Source organism: Brevibacillus sp. SIMBA_040, assembly GCF_046535075.1.
Taxonomy (GTDB): Bacteria; Bacillota; Bacilli; order Brevibacillales; family Brevibacillaceae; genus Brevibacillus.
In genome coordinates this window covers 1-14,239 of record NZ_JAWRXI010000004.1, presented here as the reverse complement: position 1 = coordinate 14,239, position 14,239 = coordinate 1, and the positions used below count along the sequence as shown (strand labels likewise).

Sequence of the window (14,239 nt, the reverse complement as noted above, 5' to 3'; positions counted from 1 at the left end):
CATGAAGGGAGAAATGAAGCATGGGTAACCCCGTACTGATAGGGGTAGCAGGAGGCAGTGGATCAGGTAAGACCACTGTAGCAAAGGAGCTTTTTCGTCAGTTCCAGAATGATAGCGTCACCATGATTGAACAGGACTCTTATTATAAAGATCAAAGTCATCTCAGTGCCGATGAGCGCGCGCTAACAAACTACGATCATCCGTTTGCTTTTGATAACGACTTGCTGCTTGCTCATTTGCAGGAGCTCCTGGCAGGAAGAGCAATTGAAAAGCCGATCTATGATTTCAAGCTGCACAATCGCAAGGAAGAAAAAGTGAAGGTTGACCCAAAGGATGTCATCATTTTAGAGGGCATGCTGATTCTAGAAGATACCCGGATTCGTGATTTGATGGATATTAAAGTATTTGTAGATACTGATGCAGACGTACGAATTATCCGCCGTATCGCCCGTGATATTGAAGAGCGTGGCCGCTCACTCGATTCCGTCGTCAACCAGTATCTGAATGTAGTTCGTCCCATGCATTTGCAGTTCATCGAGCCGACGAAGCGTTATGCAGACGTCATTATTCCTGAGGGTGGCTACAACCGGGTTGCGCTTGATCTTTTATCCACGAAAATTAGTAACATTTTATTGGAAAAACAGCAGCCCGCTCATTCATAGACGAAGCAAACACGCCAGAAGCTAGGCGTGTTTTTTGTTTGTTCCCCGTTTCCCTCCTTTGTATTCAGGTAATACTGGGGAAGTGGGGAGGTGACCGTAATGCAGCTGGAAAAGCGGATAAAAAGACGGCATTTTTTGGTGCTGCTAGCCATGACCTTCGTATGGCTGGGCTTGATCATAAGATTGTGGTGGATTCAAATTGGATCGCCTCATCGCTTTTCTCGCCGAGGAATTGATTTGGTCAAAAACGCGGTGAAACAAAGGCAACAAAGTATTGTCCTGCATAGTGGACGTGGCGATATTGTAGATCGAAATGGATACGCCTTTACTGGTGAGGAGCACTTGGCATTGATCTTATTTCCACTTGCACGTGGGAGCCTAGAAGGAACAGACGGTCTGGCACGCTTGTCGGAAATCGTTGGCGATTCAGAAGAGAGACTGGCTGCGATCATGGAAAAAGCAAAAGCCCCACTCCTTCTGCGCAAGGAGTCAGGGAGGCTGCTGGTCCTGACTGAGCGGCAAACCGAAAAAATTAATGCACTTGCCATTCCGGGAATTGTCGCATTGGCTGTAACGGAGCGCTATCGGACAGATGAGGTTGCCAAGCACGTGATTGGCTTCATTCATAAAAATCCAACTATGGTAGAATCGCTTTATCCCGAAGAAGTGAAAAGTGGCAAGATGAATGCGGAAAGTACGCTGGGAGCGACTGGCCTGGAGCGCAGCTTTGACCGCTTTTTACAAGGAGTGGAGCCATCTGTTTTGTCCTATTATGTGGATGGACAAGGGAAGCCACTGCGCGGACTGGATATTCGCTATACGAAGCAGTCCAATGACTATTATCCGTTGTCACTCACAACCACGCTGGATGTGGAAATCCAGAGGAAAATGGAGCGAGTGGCTGATCGGGTTGGCCTTCGTGAAGGAAGTATTGTTGTCCTGGACGTAAAGAATGGCGATATTCTCTCAAGCGTCAGTCGTCCAAGCTATGACCAAACGAAGGTAACAAGTAATGGTAATGAATGGAAAAATCGGGTCGTCAAGCAAATTCCGCCTGGCTCCATTTTTAAAACGGTCGTAGCAGCTGCGGCTCTGGCAGAGGGTGTCGTTTCACCAACAGATCGCTTCACATGTACGGGTGATTACGGCAAATATCATTTTTCCTGCTGGAAGAAAGAAGGACACGGCAGTGTGACGATGGAGGAAGCCTACGCTCAGTCTTGCAATATTGCATTTGCTGAAATAGCCAAGCGGGTAGGCGGAGAAAAGCTGGAGGAGTATGCGCGAAAATTGGGCTTGTCTGAACCAGTAGGGCATATGACGGCACATTTGTTCAAGCTGGATGGCTTCAAGCAGCTGGATGGTGAGGAGCGAGGGAATGTGTTTGCCGAGGGAGTATCCCGCCGTGATGAAGGAGTGCTGATCCAGACTGCAATCGGCCAGCGGGATGTGAGAGTAACTCCACTGCAGGCGGCTAATATGATGGTGACTATTTTGAGTGGCTCTACGCCTAATCAAGTACGGCTCGTCAGTGAGATTGAATATCGAAATGGGCAGACGTTTTACCGTTTTCCACCGCAAAAGCTGTCGGCACCAGGAATTGATTACGTAACTGCCAGTAAACTGCGGAAAATGATGCGCAAGGTTGTCACAGAGGGGACGGGACAGACTCTAAAGGATGCAGCATGGGAAGTTGCCGGAAAGAGTGGAACCGCTCAGTTAGGCGGCGAGAATCAATCCAAAAACCATTTATGGTTTGTAGGATACACTCCGGTAGAGGATCCCCGCTATGCAATTTGCATCGTCTCCGAAAATCAGCCCAGCCTGGGAAAAAACCAGGCTATGGAGCTTTTTCGCCTCGCTGTCGATGAGCTTTCCGATCAAACAGCTCAATCTTTCCGACCTCTCTCAGGGTATTCCCAAGAATAAACCCTCTTGCCTGGATCTGGTTCTGCTTGCCGAGACCGACGATCAGCATCAAAGGCGAGGAGGACATATACATGGACTGCGTAGCCTTCGTCCAGATCGTCCGTTTATCTCCCTTGCTGGGGGAAAGGCGTTTGATCGTATGACTGTGCCAATCGCCGATATATTGCCATTGGCGACTTTTGCTTAATTTTCGAACCAGCTTGCGTAAATGACTGTCGTCAAAAAAGATCGAATGGGGCTGGTGGATTGCCTTGGGACCAGGCTCACTTGCATACGTCACGACCCATTTATCTTCGCCAAGCGAATAACCCATCATCACCCCTCCTGTCTCCAGCGAGGGTTTTTTTCTTACCGCCTGTTCAATCTGCTTCCACGCTTTGGGAGTGATGTATAGTGTCGTCATCTCAACATATGTCCCTCCTTAAAAATCACCACGAGCATTCGCTCTACATCATATGTAACCTGATAAGGGAAGGTCCACGATATAAGGAAGTTAGGAACTGTTAAGAAAACCTCTATCGAGGAGGCCTCCTCAAGGAGGAGCGACCGCGTTTTAGCGGAAGGTTATTCATGCTAAATCAGGATGTAGATACGTGAAGTTAATACTTTCTGATTTAGTTAAAAAAACATTGTAACTCTGACCCTTTCTTTCTATAATTTAGAAAATGACTAGATTGGAAGGTTGATTTTAATGCCTCAGGCACCTGTTGACTTCTCATTGATCGGCCGTGTACTTGCGGAAGATGTTTTTGCGGATACAGGAATTTTACTACTCGGTAAAAATACGACGATTGCAGCCGCACATGTCCCGATCCTACTCAAGCAACGAATACGAGAAGTAAATGTCGTCCAGGTCCTGTCTGAAGGAACTGGAGAGCTCATTTCAAACCAGCTGTCTCAAATGGAAGCAGACGAAGAAATCGTAGCCACATATGTGAAAGCCTTGGACAAAACGAGAGAGCTTTTCGACCAAATCAGTCATGACGGAGCGCCACAGCTCGAAGAATTTTCAGATCTTTTTTTTGAAATGGCAGAACAATCGACAAAAAATTTGGGCTTTTTCCGTTCCTTATATGTACTGGAGGGGGCTGACAGCTATACATATCGCCACTCCCTGAACGTAGGCATCCTCTGTTCGCTAATCGCCCGTTTGTTGAAATGGGATGAAGAGCGAGTCGCATTTATGGGGACCGCTGGCTTTTTACATGATGTTGGTAAAATGCGGGTTCCAAAAGAAATATTGTTAAAACCTGGAAAACTGACAGATGAAGAATTTACGATCATGAAAAAACATACCGAATACGGATACGAGATGATAAAAAGCATGGAGGGAAGCTCGGAACTGCTGGCCTTGTGTGCACTGCTGCATCATGAAAGGCTGGATGGGACAGGCTACCCAGAACAGCGAAAAGGAGACGAGATTCCAAAAGAGTGTCAAATACTTGCGGTAGCGGATATGTTTGATGCCATTTGCTCGGACCGCGTCTACAAGGGAAGAACATCACCTTTTGAAGCGGCACAGCTATTGTGGAAGGAAGCGTGTGATGGAGCGCTAAATATTGAGATCGTCGCTCAGTTTGTTCGTTACATTGCCTTATTGTACATCGGTGCAAAAGCGCGATTAAACAACGGCGAGGAAGTCGAAGTCATATTGATTCACTCAGATGAGCCGATGAGACCACTGGTACGTCGGAGTGAGGAATTTGTAGATTTACGTTTTGAACGAATGCTGACGATAGAGAAAATGATTGTCTAATGATGTGAGAAAAGTGACTAAAACCGCTCTTATTTTTGAGAGCGGTTTCATTTTTAAGGATCTGTGAACGATGTCTCAGATGGCTCGACCCTTTTCGCTGATTGTGACAAAATAAGTAGGTGCACCCTAACAAAGGATGAAAAAGGGGCGTATCTATCGTTTTTTTACATCATGATACGCAGCGACTAGGAGGAGTAGCATGATCATAAGAAAAGCAGAGCCGACGGATGCAGTATTTGCAGCACCGCTGATTTATGAGGCGATTGGAGATATCGCAAATATGCTGACTGGGGCACAGGAAGCTGACGAAGCCATATGCATGATGGGCGAATTTTTTGCCCAGAAAAATAATCGATTGAGCTACGAAAATGCGCTGATTGCTATGGATGAAGGTGTGCCAGTGGGCTTGGCGCTGTTTTATCATGGCAGTCAAACTGAGGCGATGGACCAGCCGTTCGTCGATCATGTACAGCGATTGACAGGGAAAGCTCCGCGCCTTGTAAAAGAGGCCAAAGACGATGAGTTTTATTTGGATACAGTCGTGGTGAGCGATGCATGCAGAGGCAAAGGCATCGGGAAAAAGCTGCTGGAGGCTTTCGAAAAAGAAGGAGAGCGTCGAGGGCACGATCGGGTAGCATTGCTGGTCGATGAAGAAAACGGTCGCGCACGTCAGCTCTATGAATCCATTGGCTATCGCCAGGATGGTACGATCATGTTGAACGGTCATTTGTTCAGTCATATGGTTAAAGAATTAACGGTTCTTGTGTAAAGGAAAAACGTTTCCAAGGAATGGCGCTATCTGCTGCCTCTTGGAGACGTTTTTTGGTTTGGACGGAATAGATATTGTAAATGATATGGATAAATTTGGTTCTTTAGTCTGATAAAAAATGCGCGATTTCATCCGATCATATAGAAAAAGGAACGGAAATGGGGGAAGACAGGTGAGACATGTAGTCACGATTTGGGGGACGAATTTGCAAACAGAGATAGAGCTCCAGGAGTTTATAGAACCGATTTTTGACGAAAATGGAGATGTAACCCCATCCGGTTTTCATAAGGCAACGGGCTTGGATTGGATTGACGAGGATTTTTTCGAGGTTCACCCTTTAGAGGAAGAGGAGGTAAGAAGTGAGTTTTGGACATATCTAAAAGAAGAGTATGCGCCTGAAGGGGAGGCTTTTTCTCTGCAGCTGTCCGATGACCTGAAGGCAAGGCTGGAGGATTATCCCGCTGTCATCTTGCTGTACGGCAACGAATCCCCATACGGCAGCATTAATGAACAGCTGTTTCAGCTAACGGAAAAGGGATCAGAGCAAGGCTCGCCTATCGTGCTGCTTGCTAAAGTTATTTATGAAACGGATGAACGCTAACTATATATTCCCAGTGGCAGGAATGAAGAGGTTATGCTCGAATTATTGAGAGGACTTGATCACGGAAAAGCAGGAGGGATCACATGCTCGCTGACATTCAAAAAGCGGATGAAGGGTTCACAGCTAGGTTTGACCGTCATTTGAAGCATTCGGTAGAAAGTGTGTGGGCTTATTTGACGGAAAATGAAAAGCTCGCCAAATGGTTTTCCGAGCTGTCAGTAGATGACCTGCGTGAGGGCGGGAGTATCAAGTTTGACATGCAGGATGGCACCTTCGAGGAGATGAAGATAACCGCTCTGGAAACATGCTCCGTGCTCGAGTATACATGGGGAGAAGACCTGGTTCGCTTTGAGCTGTATTCAGAAGCAGAGGGCTGTTTGTTCGTGTTGAAAGAGTATATCACTAAGCTGACGAGCCATACACCGAGAGATCTAGCGGGCTGGCATGTTTGTCTCGATGTCATCGCAGCGCTATTGGACGAGAGGGAAATTGCCTCACGTCAGGAAGAATGGAAAAAATGGTATGAGCAATACGTAAAAGCTCTTGAAACAATTGCGTAAAAAGTTGTTGATTCCGATGTATGACAAAAGAAGCGCTCCAAGCCACTGAACTATGAGTTATGGCTTGGGGCGCTTTGTCTCTTTTTCCAGTGCTTCGATGCGTTTTTCCAGGTCCTCAATGTGGCTCTGTTTACTTTTTGATCTGCTTCTAACGATGCCAATACAACCGAGAACGAGCAGAATAGGGAACAAAATAAAGATCAACAGCTGCATAATCATCGTGTGCCATTCGATCGAAATACCTCCAAAATCGAGCATAGGGCTCTCCTTCCTTTCTGTTTATGTTGACCGCCTTTTACTCACTTCCTGTTTGTCAACTTCTTTATCTTTATGAGAGAAAATCCCATAGGCGATACGGATAACGACACCAAAGGTCAATCCTGTTCCGGCGAAAATGTAAAATATCGTAAAGATCTTTCCCATGTTCGTACCGGGAACAAAGCCTGCCCCCCCAACAGTTGTAAGTGTTGTCACACTGAAATAGAGAGCATCGAGAATCGAAAGACCCTCTTCAGAATGATAAAAAATGGTGCCCGACAGTAAGAGGAACAACGTGATGAGGAAGATCGCTTGAAATTTCTTGTCCTTGAATGCATGCCAAAGCCCTTGGGCCAATCGTCTAACCGTTAACAGAAGAGAAATCATATTCCGCGCCCCAATCAGAGGTAGTGGTTGCTTTTTGCAGGTAACTGTTGGTATTTGGAATAGTATGGGCTGGCACAAAGGATTTCATGAGAAAACGGGGTGAAATAGCTTATTTCCTTTACATATCGAGATCGCCTGCCCTGATGGACTCCCAGTAGCGATCTATTTTCCACTTGTCTCCGTCTTGCAGGATGGTTACTTGAGCAGGAAGTTCATTGGTGATCACCTTTTTATTATCGCTGGAAGTGATTTCGACAACCAAGGTGTAATCGATGCTATACGATCCTTTGACTTCAGCAGCAACGAGCTCCTTGATGCGAATTTCTTTGATTCGAATCTTATGATTCAGCTTTGCGGATGCGACGATGTAATAGCCATCTCTATTCCGAAAGAAGCTGTTTTGAAAAGCCTTTTCTGTTAAATACGGCTTGACCCTTTCTTCTATGAGCGGATATAAATCGTCCTTATTTTCAATAGCCAGATCTTCTTGGGTAAGTTCGAATCGGGCTTTTTGGTAAGCCATAATAATCTCCACTGCCTTGTCTTCTGTGGAAACGGAGCTGCAGCCAATAAGAAAGAAGAGTCCTCCCACGAAAAACAAAAACAATCCACGCATGGGTAGTGCCTCCTTTACTTTTATTTTTTTCGGAATCGTTAATTGCTTATTAATGTGATCGGAGGATTGGAGTCAGGGACCTTAAAAAAGACATGTTGGTTTGACCAAGTTTGAGAGGTGATTACAACCTTTTCGCTCCCCTGTTCAAAAAAGTAGCCAGCGCCTTCTTGCTGTACAAACGACCAGCCGTCCTTTTTCATCGCAGATAGAAGGCTATCAATCTCTCTTCCTTGATCAGCTTTTGCCCCATACCATGTATATCCATCCTCCACTGTGAGTTTTGTTAGTGGAGTGGGAGAATCCTTGATTAATGAGATAACAGATTGCTTGGAAAGAGATTGAAAGGGAAGCTTGCCATAGAGAAAAGAAGGGGGATCATTCACGATCATGATTCCACCAAAAACAACAAGGACAAGGGCAAGGACGTATAGCATTAGCTTTTTCATCATAAATGTTCTCCTGTTATTATTATGCGATATCCAAATGTTACCATAATATTGCGTCGAAGGACACGATTATGTTTATCAAAAGGATGGAAGGAATGACTTGGTGGAAACTGCCTGCATATCATGATCGTGGCATCGGCTCCCGTCCGGGCAAGCTTTGCATTTCGATGTTTTTCAGGCGTACATGCACGCGTGGGCATCTGCCCACATAAGCATAGGAGTAAGCTAATCCAGACGTGGAGGTGGCAGCCATGTCCAGCATCCTTGCAGCGCTATCGCTGGTATTTAAAGAGCTTCTGATGTTTGTGGCTTATGTCAAAAACAACGCATTTCCGCAACCTCTTCCCGACACGGAAGAAGAAAAGTTCCTCAGACTTATGGCAAAAGGCGATCCGTATGCGCGCAACAAGCTGATCGAGCATAACTTGCGGCTGGTCGCCCATATCGTAAAGAAATTTGAAAACACCGGTGAGGACAGCGAAGATTTGATTTCCATCGGTACGATTGGCCTGATTAAGGCGATCGAGAGCTACCAGGTGGAGAAGGGGACGAAGCTGGCTACGTATGCGGCTCGTTGTATTGAGAATGAGATACTAATGTCAAAAGGAGTGCTGTTGGGCACAGTGTAACGAAAAGGGGGACCACAAAGGGCACCTTAAACTGTTACCAGATGATTTGGGTATTCGTCATATGTCCGTCCATCGATCATCCTACCATGTCGGTGTTTTTGGACACCACCCCATTGCTTAAAGAAGAATGGAACATTTTGATCACTACATTGTTGCATAATACTCCGAACTCACTCTTCTTTCATTGGACGAGCTCCTGGTCAGATTCTCCACCGACAATAACCCAGTGGATACCTTCAAGATTGAGATCATCAATTAGTCCAATAAGAGGTTCTACTGAAAGAAATCTTGTGTATGCTGGAACTTGACGCAAGTCATTGATCCTTCAGCTGTTTTTTATAGAGCTCAATGATACTATCTTCAAGCCGTATAATTTTGTCATCAAAAACCTGAATGTCTGTATCAGAAAATTTATTAATTTAGACTTCGTACTTTTTCAAATTCTCCTAAGTAATTTTTAATTTGAGTTGAATAGTTAGAGGTATGTACGATTTGTTGCAATTGATTATGTTAGTGTTCATTTAGCTCAACTGTATGGATGTTAAATCTTATAGAGGTGTTATAGTTTTGCTGGAATGCCCTCCGGATTGAGAAGAGTAATTCCGGAGAACTCTTGGCCATCATCAAACTTCCCTTTTCCTGTTTAAAAAAGGGCAGCTTAAAAAGCCGCCCATAAACATTGGAAAATTATTCGCAACTGCAAGTAACAATTACTAACAGGACGAAGAGAACCAAAATTAAAGAAAAGTCATCAAAAAAGCCAGCGCTCATTAATGTCACTCCTTAATTGTGATTGAGGATAATCCCAAAATTAAGGTATGTCAGAAAGCGAACTATGTAAGGGCGAAAGCGTACAAAATAAAAGCTTTGGGTTTAAAACATGATTCTCAGATTGCATAAAAATGATACCGTCCAAATTATTAATTCGAACGGTATCGGGCTAACTCTACTCAAAAGAAGCGGCGACGACGTCGGCGGCGAAAGAAAAATCGACGGCGCCTACGAAAAAAGAAACCAGACATTACTCCACCTCCTCAACATTCCATACCATATATGTAATCAAAAAGAGTAGAAAATGATTGGACGAACCTACATGGAAATACATCTGTTTCCACGATTATGTGCTATTCCCTAAAAACTCTTTAATCAAGTGAAGGAAGGGTCTAAATACAGAGAAATGCGTATTTAACAAAATATTTCATGTGTCTAGTAATAGGGACTGATGCCCCATTAAGGAGCACCAGCCTAGCGGTTCTAGCTGTCTAGTTGTGACGATCCATCTGCACTGAACAATTGTTTCAAGATAGCATGATTCGTGCCGGAAACGCGCTCGAAAACAAACGCAACCTGATCGGCATGTGGCTGTAGATAGTAATTCCTATAGCCAAGCTCAGTTAGTTCCCGATTGAGCCGGAGTGCATCTTCGAAACTTACGTAGAAATACAGATGTTTAGTCATGTTAATCACCTCCTTCCGCACCTAACCGTAGCAGAAGGGGAGTAGGGAAAAAAAGAAAAAGCCCCCAGCCGGGAGTGGTCAAGACCCCAATATGTAGACATTGAGAAAAACCCCGGCCTTTAGGCCGATAGCTGACGCCTGAATTCTACGGGCGTCAGCTTTTTTAATTTTCTTTGCGGCCGATTATGGTTGTAAAATTGGATATACTCTTCAATTCGTCTTTGTGCTTCATCCACGCTTCGGATATCATAAGGGTAGAGCCCTTCCGTTTTAAGATGGGAGAAGAAGCTCTCCATTGAGGCGTTATCATAACAATTGCCTCTTCGAGACATGCTGATTTGGGCGCCAACCTTTGGCAGCATGTCGTGGTAAGCGTGGGACGTGTACTGGAATCCTTGATCGCTATGAACGATCAGTCCAGTCACGTCTTTCGTCTTTTCAAAGGCTTTCTGGAAGGTCCGTAGGACCAGCTGATTGTCATTGCGAGCTCCCATGTGATAGGCCACAATTTCATTATTAAACAAATCCTTAATGGCAGACAGGTAGAGCCAAGTATCCGCAACACGATACTGTGTGACATCCGTTACCCACTTTTTATTAGGTGCATCTGCATGAAATTCACGTTGAAGGACATTCTCGGCAACTCGTCCCCCTATGGATGAAACAGAATGGCTTCGATACTTGCGGCGTATTCGAGAACGGAGTCTCATATCTTGCATAAGACGTAGTACCTTCTTATGGTTGATCCACACTCCATGGTCTTGCAGTAGAAATAGTTGGATTTGTCTATATCCATATTTACTATCGTACTTCTTATAAACTGCCTTAATTAGGTCTTTCACAAGCTTGTCCCGATCTGTTGCTTTTCGTTTCAAATATGCGTAGTATCCACTTCTTGAGACTCCAAATAGCTTGCAAAGCTCACTGATGGTATACTCACCAGCTACCTGTTTGATCGCTGTATACTTACGGGTTGCACCTCCTGCATCCAGATTTTTAAACACTTTTTTAGCATAGAGTTCTCTCGTTTGAGCTTTTGAACATATCGGTCTTGATCAATATATTCTTCACGTCTCCCTCGCTGATCCATAAGTCCAAATTCACCTAATTGCTTGTATTTTTTCATCCATACTTTAAGCCTGTGTCGATCTGGAATCCCCAGATGTTCCATGATTCGGCGGTATGTCCAACCTTCCTCAATATGTAGTCGTATGGCTTCTTTTTTTAATTCATACGGATAATTTCTAAACTTCTGTCCCTTTTTCACCATAAAAAATACACCCCTTAGATTTCATCGGATAAACCAGGGGCTTAATCCAATGTCTATTCTAAGGGGTGCACTTCAGGAGCTCGAATATGTGTTCGTCAAACCATATTATACCACGGGCTTACCGCGAGGGGGAATTAGAAGATGAGCGCACAGATACAAGAACAATTGTCTTTTCTGCAACCAGTAAATGAGACAGACATCAGAAAGGCTCGTGAACGGTACTGTACTGACTATCGTGTTTTGAATTGTTATCTACACCAGTCACCTTCTTCTCCTAACGACTTCAAAAGGTCGCATCATTTCATAATCCTCATGTTCCAACATGTGACAATGCCACACATAGCGACCGGTATACGGGCCGAATCGGGCGATAATTGAAGTAACGTATCCAAAGGGAGTCTGAACAGTATCCTTTAATCCCAATTCATTCGGTGCTGGGGGAAAGGCAGGACCAGTAAATTTTAGTTGCCCTGTACGTTGAAATTGTGCAACGTCAAAAGGCTGACGTTCAAGAACTTGAAAATCGACCAAATGTACATGGATTGGGTGAGGGGCATCATCTATCACATTTATTAATCGCCATATCTCAACGGTACCTGCCTCGATTACCTCCGATATTCGATCATGCCACATTTTACCCGCCAATAAGTTCAAGGATCGACCATATTGATCCTTTAATCTAATTAGTGGTAAATCTCTTGTTCTCATGGCCATGCTTCTCGATAGTCGGTTTATTTTTCCTAAATAAACAGGAAGGGAGCTGAAGTCTTTGCCTCTTAACGGAACGGTTACTCTAAATTGCATGACATCGGTTGTTTCAGGGGATGCACTTTTCGTGACATTTTTAAGAGTAATGATCTGACTGGTGTACCTGGAGAAATCAATAATGACATCAGCGCGTTCAGCGGAACCTAGAACGATTTCATTCATTTTCACTGGTTGCTCAAGAAAGCCGCCGTCTGATCCAATTTGGTTAAGGGGCTCCCCTGAGTCAAGTTTGATAGTAAGGATTCGGCTGTTGCAACCATTTAAAATACGAAATCGATATTTTCTTGGTTCAACTTCCATATAAGGCCATACTTTACCGTTAACCAGAATGATATCCGCATCAAAAGGGGGAACTAGCGAAGGATAAGGAGTACAAACATCCTTATTGTCTGGACAGCTTGGGTAGTAAAGTGAACCGTCTGGCTTAAACGAGCGATCTTGGATTAATAGTGGAACCTCATATCTATCAGTCGGAAGATTAAGGGATTCCTCATGTTTGTCGCGTATCAGATAGAATCCCGCAAGTCCCGCATAGATGTTCAATCTTGTAATTCCGATCGTGTGATCGTGGTACCATAATGTCGTAGCTTGATCGATGTTGGGATAGGTATATATTTCTCTTTCAAATAATGGTCCCGTTTGCTCAAAATTTCTCGTGAACCAGGCTTCGGGGTACCCATCGCTGTGAGACGGTGTAGCGGCTCCATGTAAATGGACAACGCTTCTTCCCTCGGGCATAGTCATCTCAGAACCGTGAATGGTCGTGTCGATGGGGAGAAAATGCTTATTGGGAAGATCGTTTATCCATTTAACGAATACCGTTTCTTTCTGCATGACGTCGAAAGTCGGACCAGGGTATATTCCCTCATATCCCCATAAGCGGGTAGGTGCGAGGTCCCTATGGAGTTTTTGGGTAAATTCCTTCATTGTTACTTCGTAATAAGTCCAGTCATTACTTCGTTTTATGGGGGATAATATCTTGGGAATTGGCAGTTCATCGACAAATTTTTGCAACTTTATCTTGTCGGGCATAAGGATGGAAAACCTCCCCGCTGTTATGATCGACTAAGTTACTTTATGAACGGGAACTTGTTCGTTATGTACTGAGCTTACGTTAGTGCAGCATATCACATTTCCGGCAGCCTAGGTTATTGGGCTCAAGTATGTGTTAACTGGCGTTCTTCGACAATGCAATCGTAATAGCAATTAGTTTTTCAAGTAAGCAGGTTGTTTAGAATCGTTTAGTTCTACATTGGCTTCAATTTTTAGAAGCAATTCCAGGTTCAAAGCAGCTATTTCTTCAAGTGCGTTTAAAAAACATGAATCATATTTAGTCCGATCAATTCCTTTTATACTATTGCTTACTTGCTCAGCTACTTTATGAAGAGATGAAACGTTCATCGAAAAATACCCCCTATAGTTAGATTCAGATAAAAAGGGATTTAACGCAAGATTGAGAACCTCAAGTAAACATAAAATGAATTTTCGTTCGACTTTATGATTAATAATGGTTCAAGTTGTCTTAGTAAAGATAATGAAAGCTGAATATAGCAGTGCCAGAAACCACCTCATAGGTGGTTTTTTTGGTTGAAGATTAAAAAGTAAAGTGTTTCTTGTTAAATGGCCTCTATAAAAAGAAGGACAAAGTCCCGACAAAATACGGGACAAAACCCGGACAAGGGAAAAGCCATGTTTCCGAGAGTCTGTAAAATAATTTGTGTAAACTCTCAACCTCTAAACTACAATTAGTATTAGAAAGGTTGGGAGATTTTTATGATGTCAAAAGAGCAGATCAAGCAATGGATCAAGGAGAAAAACATGAAGTCGGTGGACGACGTGCAATCAGCGTTAAAGGATCTATTTGCAGACACGATTCAAGAAATGCTGGAAGCTGAAATCGAGTCCTCTCTTGGATACGCCAAGCATGACATGAAAAACAAGCGGACAACCAATAGCCGAAATGGGTATAGCAAGAAAACCGTCCGATCTGAGTACGGAGATGTTGACATCCAGATACCTCGAGATCGAGAAGGTGATTTTGAACCGACTATTATAAAGAAACATCAGTCCAATGTTACAGGGATCGAAGATCAAATCCTTGCGCTCTATGCCAAAGGTGTTTCTACGCGT

General features: G+C 44.1%; 22 protein-coding genes. 8 read left to right on the top strand and 14 right to left on the bottom strand.

Annotated features, from left to right (window positions below; genetic code table 11):
* Positions 1-20 precede the first annotated feature (20 nt).
* Entirely contained in the window at positions 21-662 is a 642-nt protein-coding gene (gene udk / locus SB752_RS07960; protein ID WP_103110822.1) for a uridine kinase, read from the top strand.
* A 99-nt stretch (positions 663-761) separates the two neighbouring features.
* Positions 762-2,591, top strand: a complete 1,830-nt coding sequence (locus tag SB752_RS07955; RefSeq protein WP_410715158.1) for a peptidoglycan D,D-transpeptidase FtsI family protein — start codon at positions 762-764, stop codon at positions 2,589-2,591.
* Here SB752_RS07955 and SB752_RS07950 read toward each other — a convergent pair.
* Complete coding sequence (locus SB752_RS07950) at positions 2,503-2,994, bottom strand: Mov34/MPN/PAD-1 family protein (protein WP_410715157.1); 492 nt, start codon at positions 2,992-2,994, stop codon at positions 2,503-2,505. The genes SB752_RS07955 and SB752_RS07950 overlap by 89 nt on opposite strands.
* A 288-nt stretch (positions 2,995-3,282) precedes the next feature.
* Between SB752_RS07950 and SB752_RS07945 the strand changes: the two genes are divergently transcribed.
* The 4 genes from SB752_RS07945 (at position 3,283) to SB752_RS07930 (ending at position 6,277) form a co-directional block, all read left to right on the top strand.
* Complete coding sequence (locus SB752_RS07945) at positions 3,283-4,347, top strand: HD-GYP domain-containing protein (RefSeq protein WP_410715156.1); 1,065 nt, start codon at positions 3,283-3,285, stop codon at positions 4,345-4,347.
* Between the two features lie 202 nt (positions 4,348-4,549).
* Positions 4,550-5,116 (top strand): GNAT family N-acetyltransferase, encoded by a 567-nt coding sequence (locus SB752_RS07940; RefSeq protein WP_410715449.1) that lies wholly within the window; start codon positions 4,550-4,552, stop codon positions 5,114-5,116.
* A 172-nt stretch (positions 5,117-5,288) separates the two neighbouring features.
* On the top strand, positions 5,289-5,717 hold the full coding sequence (locus SB752_RS07935) for an immunity 22 family protein (protein ID WP_410715155.1): 429 nt from the start codon (positions 5,289-5,291) through the stop codon (positions 5,715-5,717).
* Between the two features lie 83 nt (positions 5,718-5,800).
* Positions 5,801-6,277, top strand: coding sequence for an SRPBCC family protein (locus SB752_RS07930; protein ID WP_410715154.1), 477 nt, complete (start codon positions 5,801-5,803; stop codon positions 6,275-6,277).
* 57 nt (positions 6,278-6,334) lie between these two features.
* On the opposite strand, the gene SB752_RS07925 is transcribed toward SB752_RS07930, so the two are convergent.
* From SB752_RS07925 to SB752_RS07905, 5 genes are all read right to left on the bottom strand, one after another.
* Positions 6,335-6,535: a hypothetical protein gene (locus tag SB752_RS07925; protein WP_410715153.1), complete on the bottom strand. Its 201-nt coding sequence runs from the start codon at positions 6,533-6,535 to the stop codon at positions 6,335-6,337.
* A gap of 21 nt (positions 6,536-6,556) precedes the next feature.
* Positions 6,557-6,922: a potassium channel family protein gene (locus tag SB752_RS07920; protein WP_410715152.1), complete on the bottom strand. Its 366-nt coding sequence runs from the start codon at positions 6,920-6,922 to the stop codon at positions 6,557-6,559.
* 118 nt (positions 6,923-7,040) lie between these two features.
* A complete protein-coding gene (locus SB752_RS07915) occupies positions 7,041-7,538 on the bottom strand; it encodes a hypothetical protein (RefSeq protein ID WP_410715151.1) in 498 nt (165 codons plus the stop codon).
* 38 nt (positions 7,539-7,576) lie between these two features.
* Positions 7,577-7,987, bottom strand: a complete 411-nt coding sequence (locus tag SB752_RS07910; protein WP_410715150.1) for a hypothetical protein — start codon at positions 7,985-7,987, stop codon at positions 7,577-7,579.
* A gap of 118 nt (positions 7,988-8,105) precedes the next feature.
* Complete coding sequence (locus SB752_RS07905; RefSeq protein WP_410715149.1) at positions 8,106-8,237, bottom strand: hypothetical protein; 132 nt, start codon at positions 8,235-8,237, stop codon at positions 8,106-8,108.
* On the opposite strand from SB752_RS07905, the gene SB752_RS07900 reads away from it, so the two are divergent.
* The gene (locus SB752_RS07900) at positions 8,236-8,613 is read left to right on the top strand and encodes a sigma-70 family RNA polymerase sigma factor (RefSeq protein ID WP_289135521.1); all 378 of its coding nucleotides are present in this window, start codon (positions 8,236-8,238) and stop codon (positions 8,611-8,613) included. The genes SB752_RS07905 and SB752_RS07900 overlap by 2 nt on opposite strands.
* A gap of 26 nt (positions 8,614-8,639) precedes the next feature.
* Here the strand turns inward: SB752_RS07900 and SB752_RS07895 are convergent, their stop codons facing one another.
* From SB752_RS07895 to SB752_RS07860, 8 genes are all read right to left on the bottom strand, one after another.
* Complete coding sequence (locus SB752_RS07895) at positions 8,640-8,771, bottom strand: DUF5131 family protein (RefSeq protein ID WP_410715148.1); 132 nt, start codon at positions 8,769-8,771, stop codon at positions 8,640-8,642.
* A gap of 23 nt (positions 8,772-8,794) precedes the next feature.
* On the bottom strand, positions 8,795-8,926 hold the full coding sequence (locus tag SB752_RS07890; protein ID WP_410715147.1) for a DUF5131 family protein: 132 nt from the start codon (positions 8,924-8,926) through the stop codon (positions 8,795-8,797).
* A 374-nt stretch (positions 8,927-9,300) separates the two neighbouring features.
* The gene (locus SB752_RS07885; RefSeq protein ID WP_410715448.1) at positions 9,301-9,384 is read right to left on the bottom strand and encodes a YjcZ family sporulation protein; all 84 of its coding nucleotides are present in this window, start codon (positions 9,382-9,384) and stop codon (positions 9,301-9,303) included.
* Positions 9,385-9,867: 483 nt separating this feature from the next.
* A complete protein-coding gene (locus SB752_RS07880; RefSeq protein ID WP_410715146.1) occupies positions 9,868-10,071 on the bottom strand; it encodes a hypothetical protein in 204 nt (67 codons plus the stop codon).
* Positions 10,072-10,190: 119 nt separating this feature from the next.
* Positions 10,191-11,075, bottom strand: coding sequence for an IS3 family transposase (locus tag SB752_RS07875; protein ID WP_410715145.1), 885 nt, complete (start codon positions 11,073-11,075; stop codon positions 10,191-10,193).
* Positions 11,015-11,341, bottom strand: a complete 327-nt coding sequence (locus SB752_RS07870) for a helix-turn-helix domain-containing protein (protein WP_410715144.1) — start codon at positions 11,339-11,341, stop codon at positions 11,015-11,017. The genes SB752_RS07875 and SB752_RS07870 overlap by 61 nt, the downstream gene beginning before the upstream one ends.
* A gap of 261 nt (positions 11,342-11,602) precedes the next feature.
* The gene (locus SB752_RS07865) at positions 11,603-13,141 is read right to left on the bottom strand and encodes a multicopper oxidase family protein (RefSeq protein WP_410715143.1); all 1,539 of its coding nucleotides are present in this window, start codon (positions 13,139-13,141) and stop codon (positions 11,603-11,605) included.
* A 174-nt stretch (positions 13,142-13,315) separates the two neighbouring features.
* Complete coding sequence (locus SB752_RS07860) at positions 13,316-13,510, bottom strand: hypothetical protein (RefSeq protein WP_410715142.1); 195 nt, start codon at positions 13,508-13,510, stop codon at positions 13,316-13,318.
* Positions 13,511-13,882: 372 nt separating this feature from the next.
* On the opposite strand from SB752_RS07860, the gene SB752_RS07855 reads away from it, so the two are divergent.
* Positions 13,883-14,239 (top strand): transposase (locus tag SB752_RS07855; protein WP_410715141.1); only part of this gene is annotated, 357 nt, incomplete at its 3' end.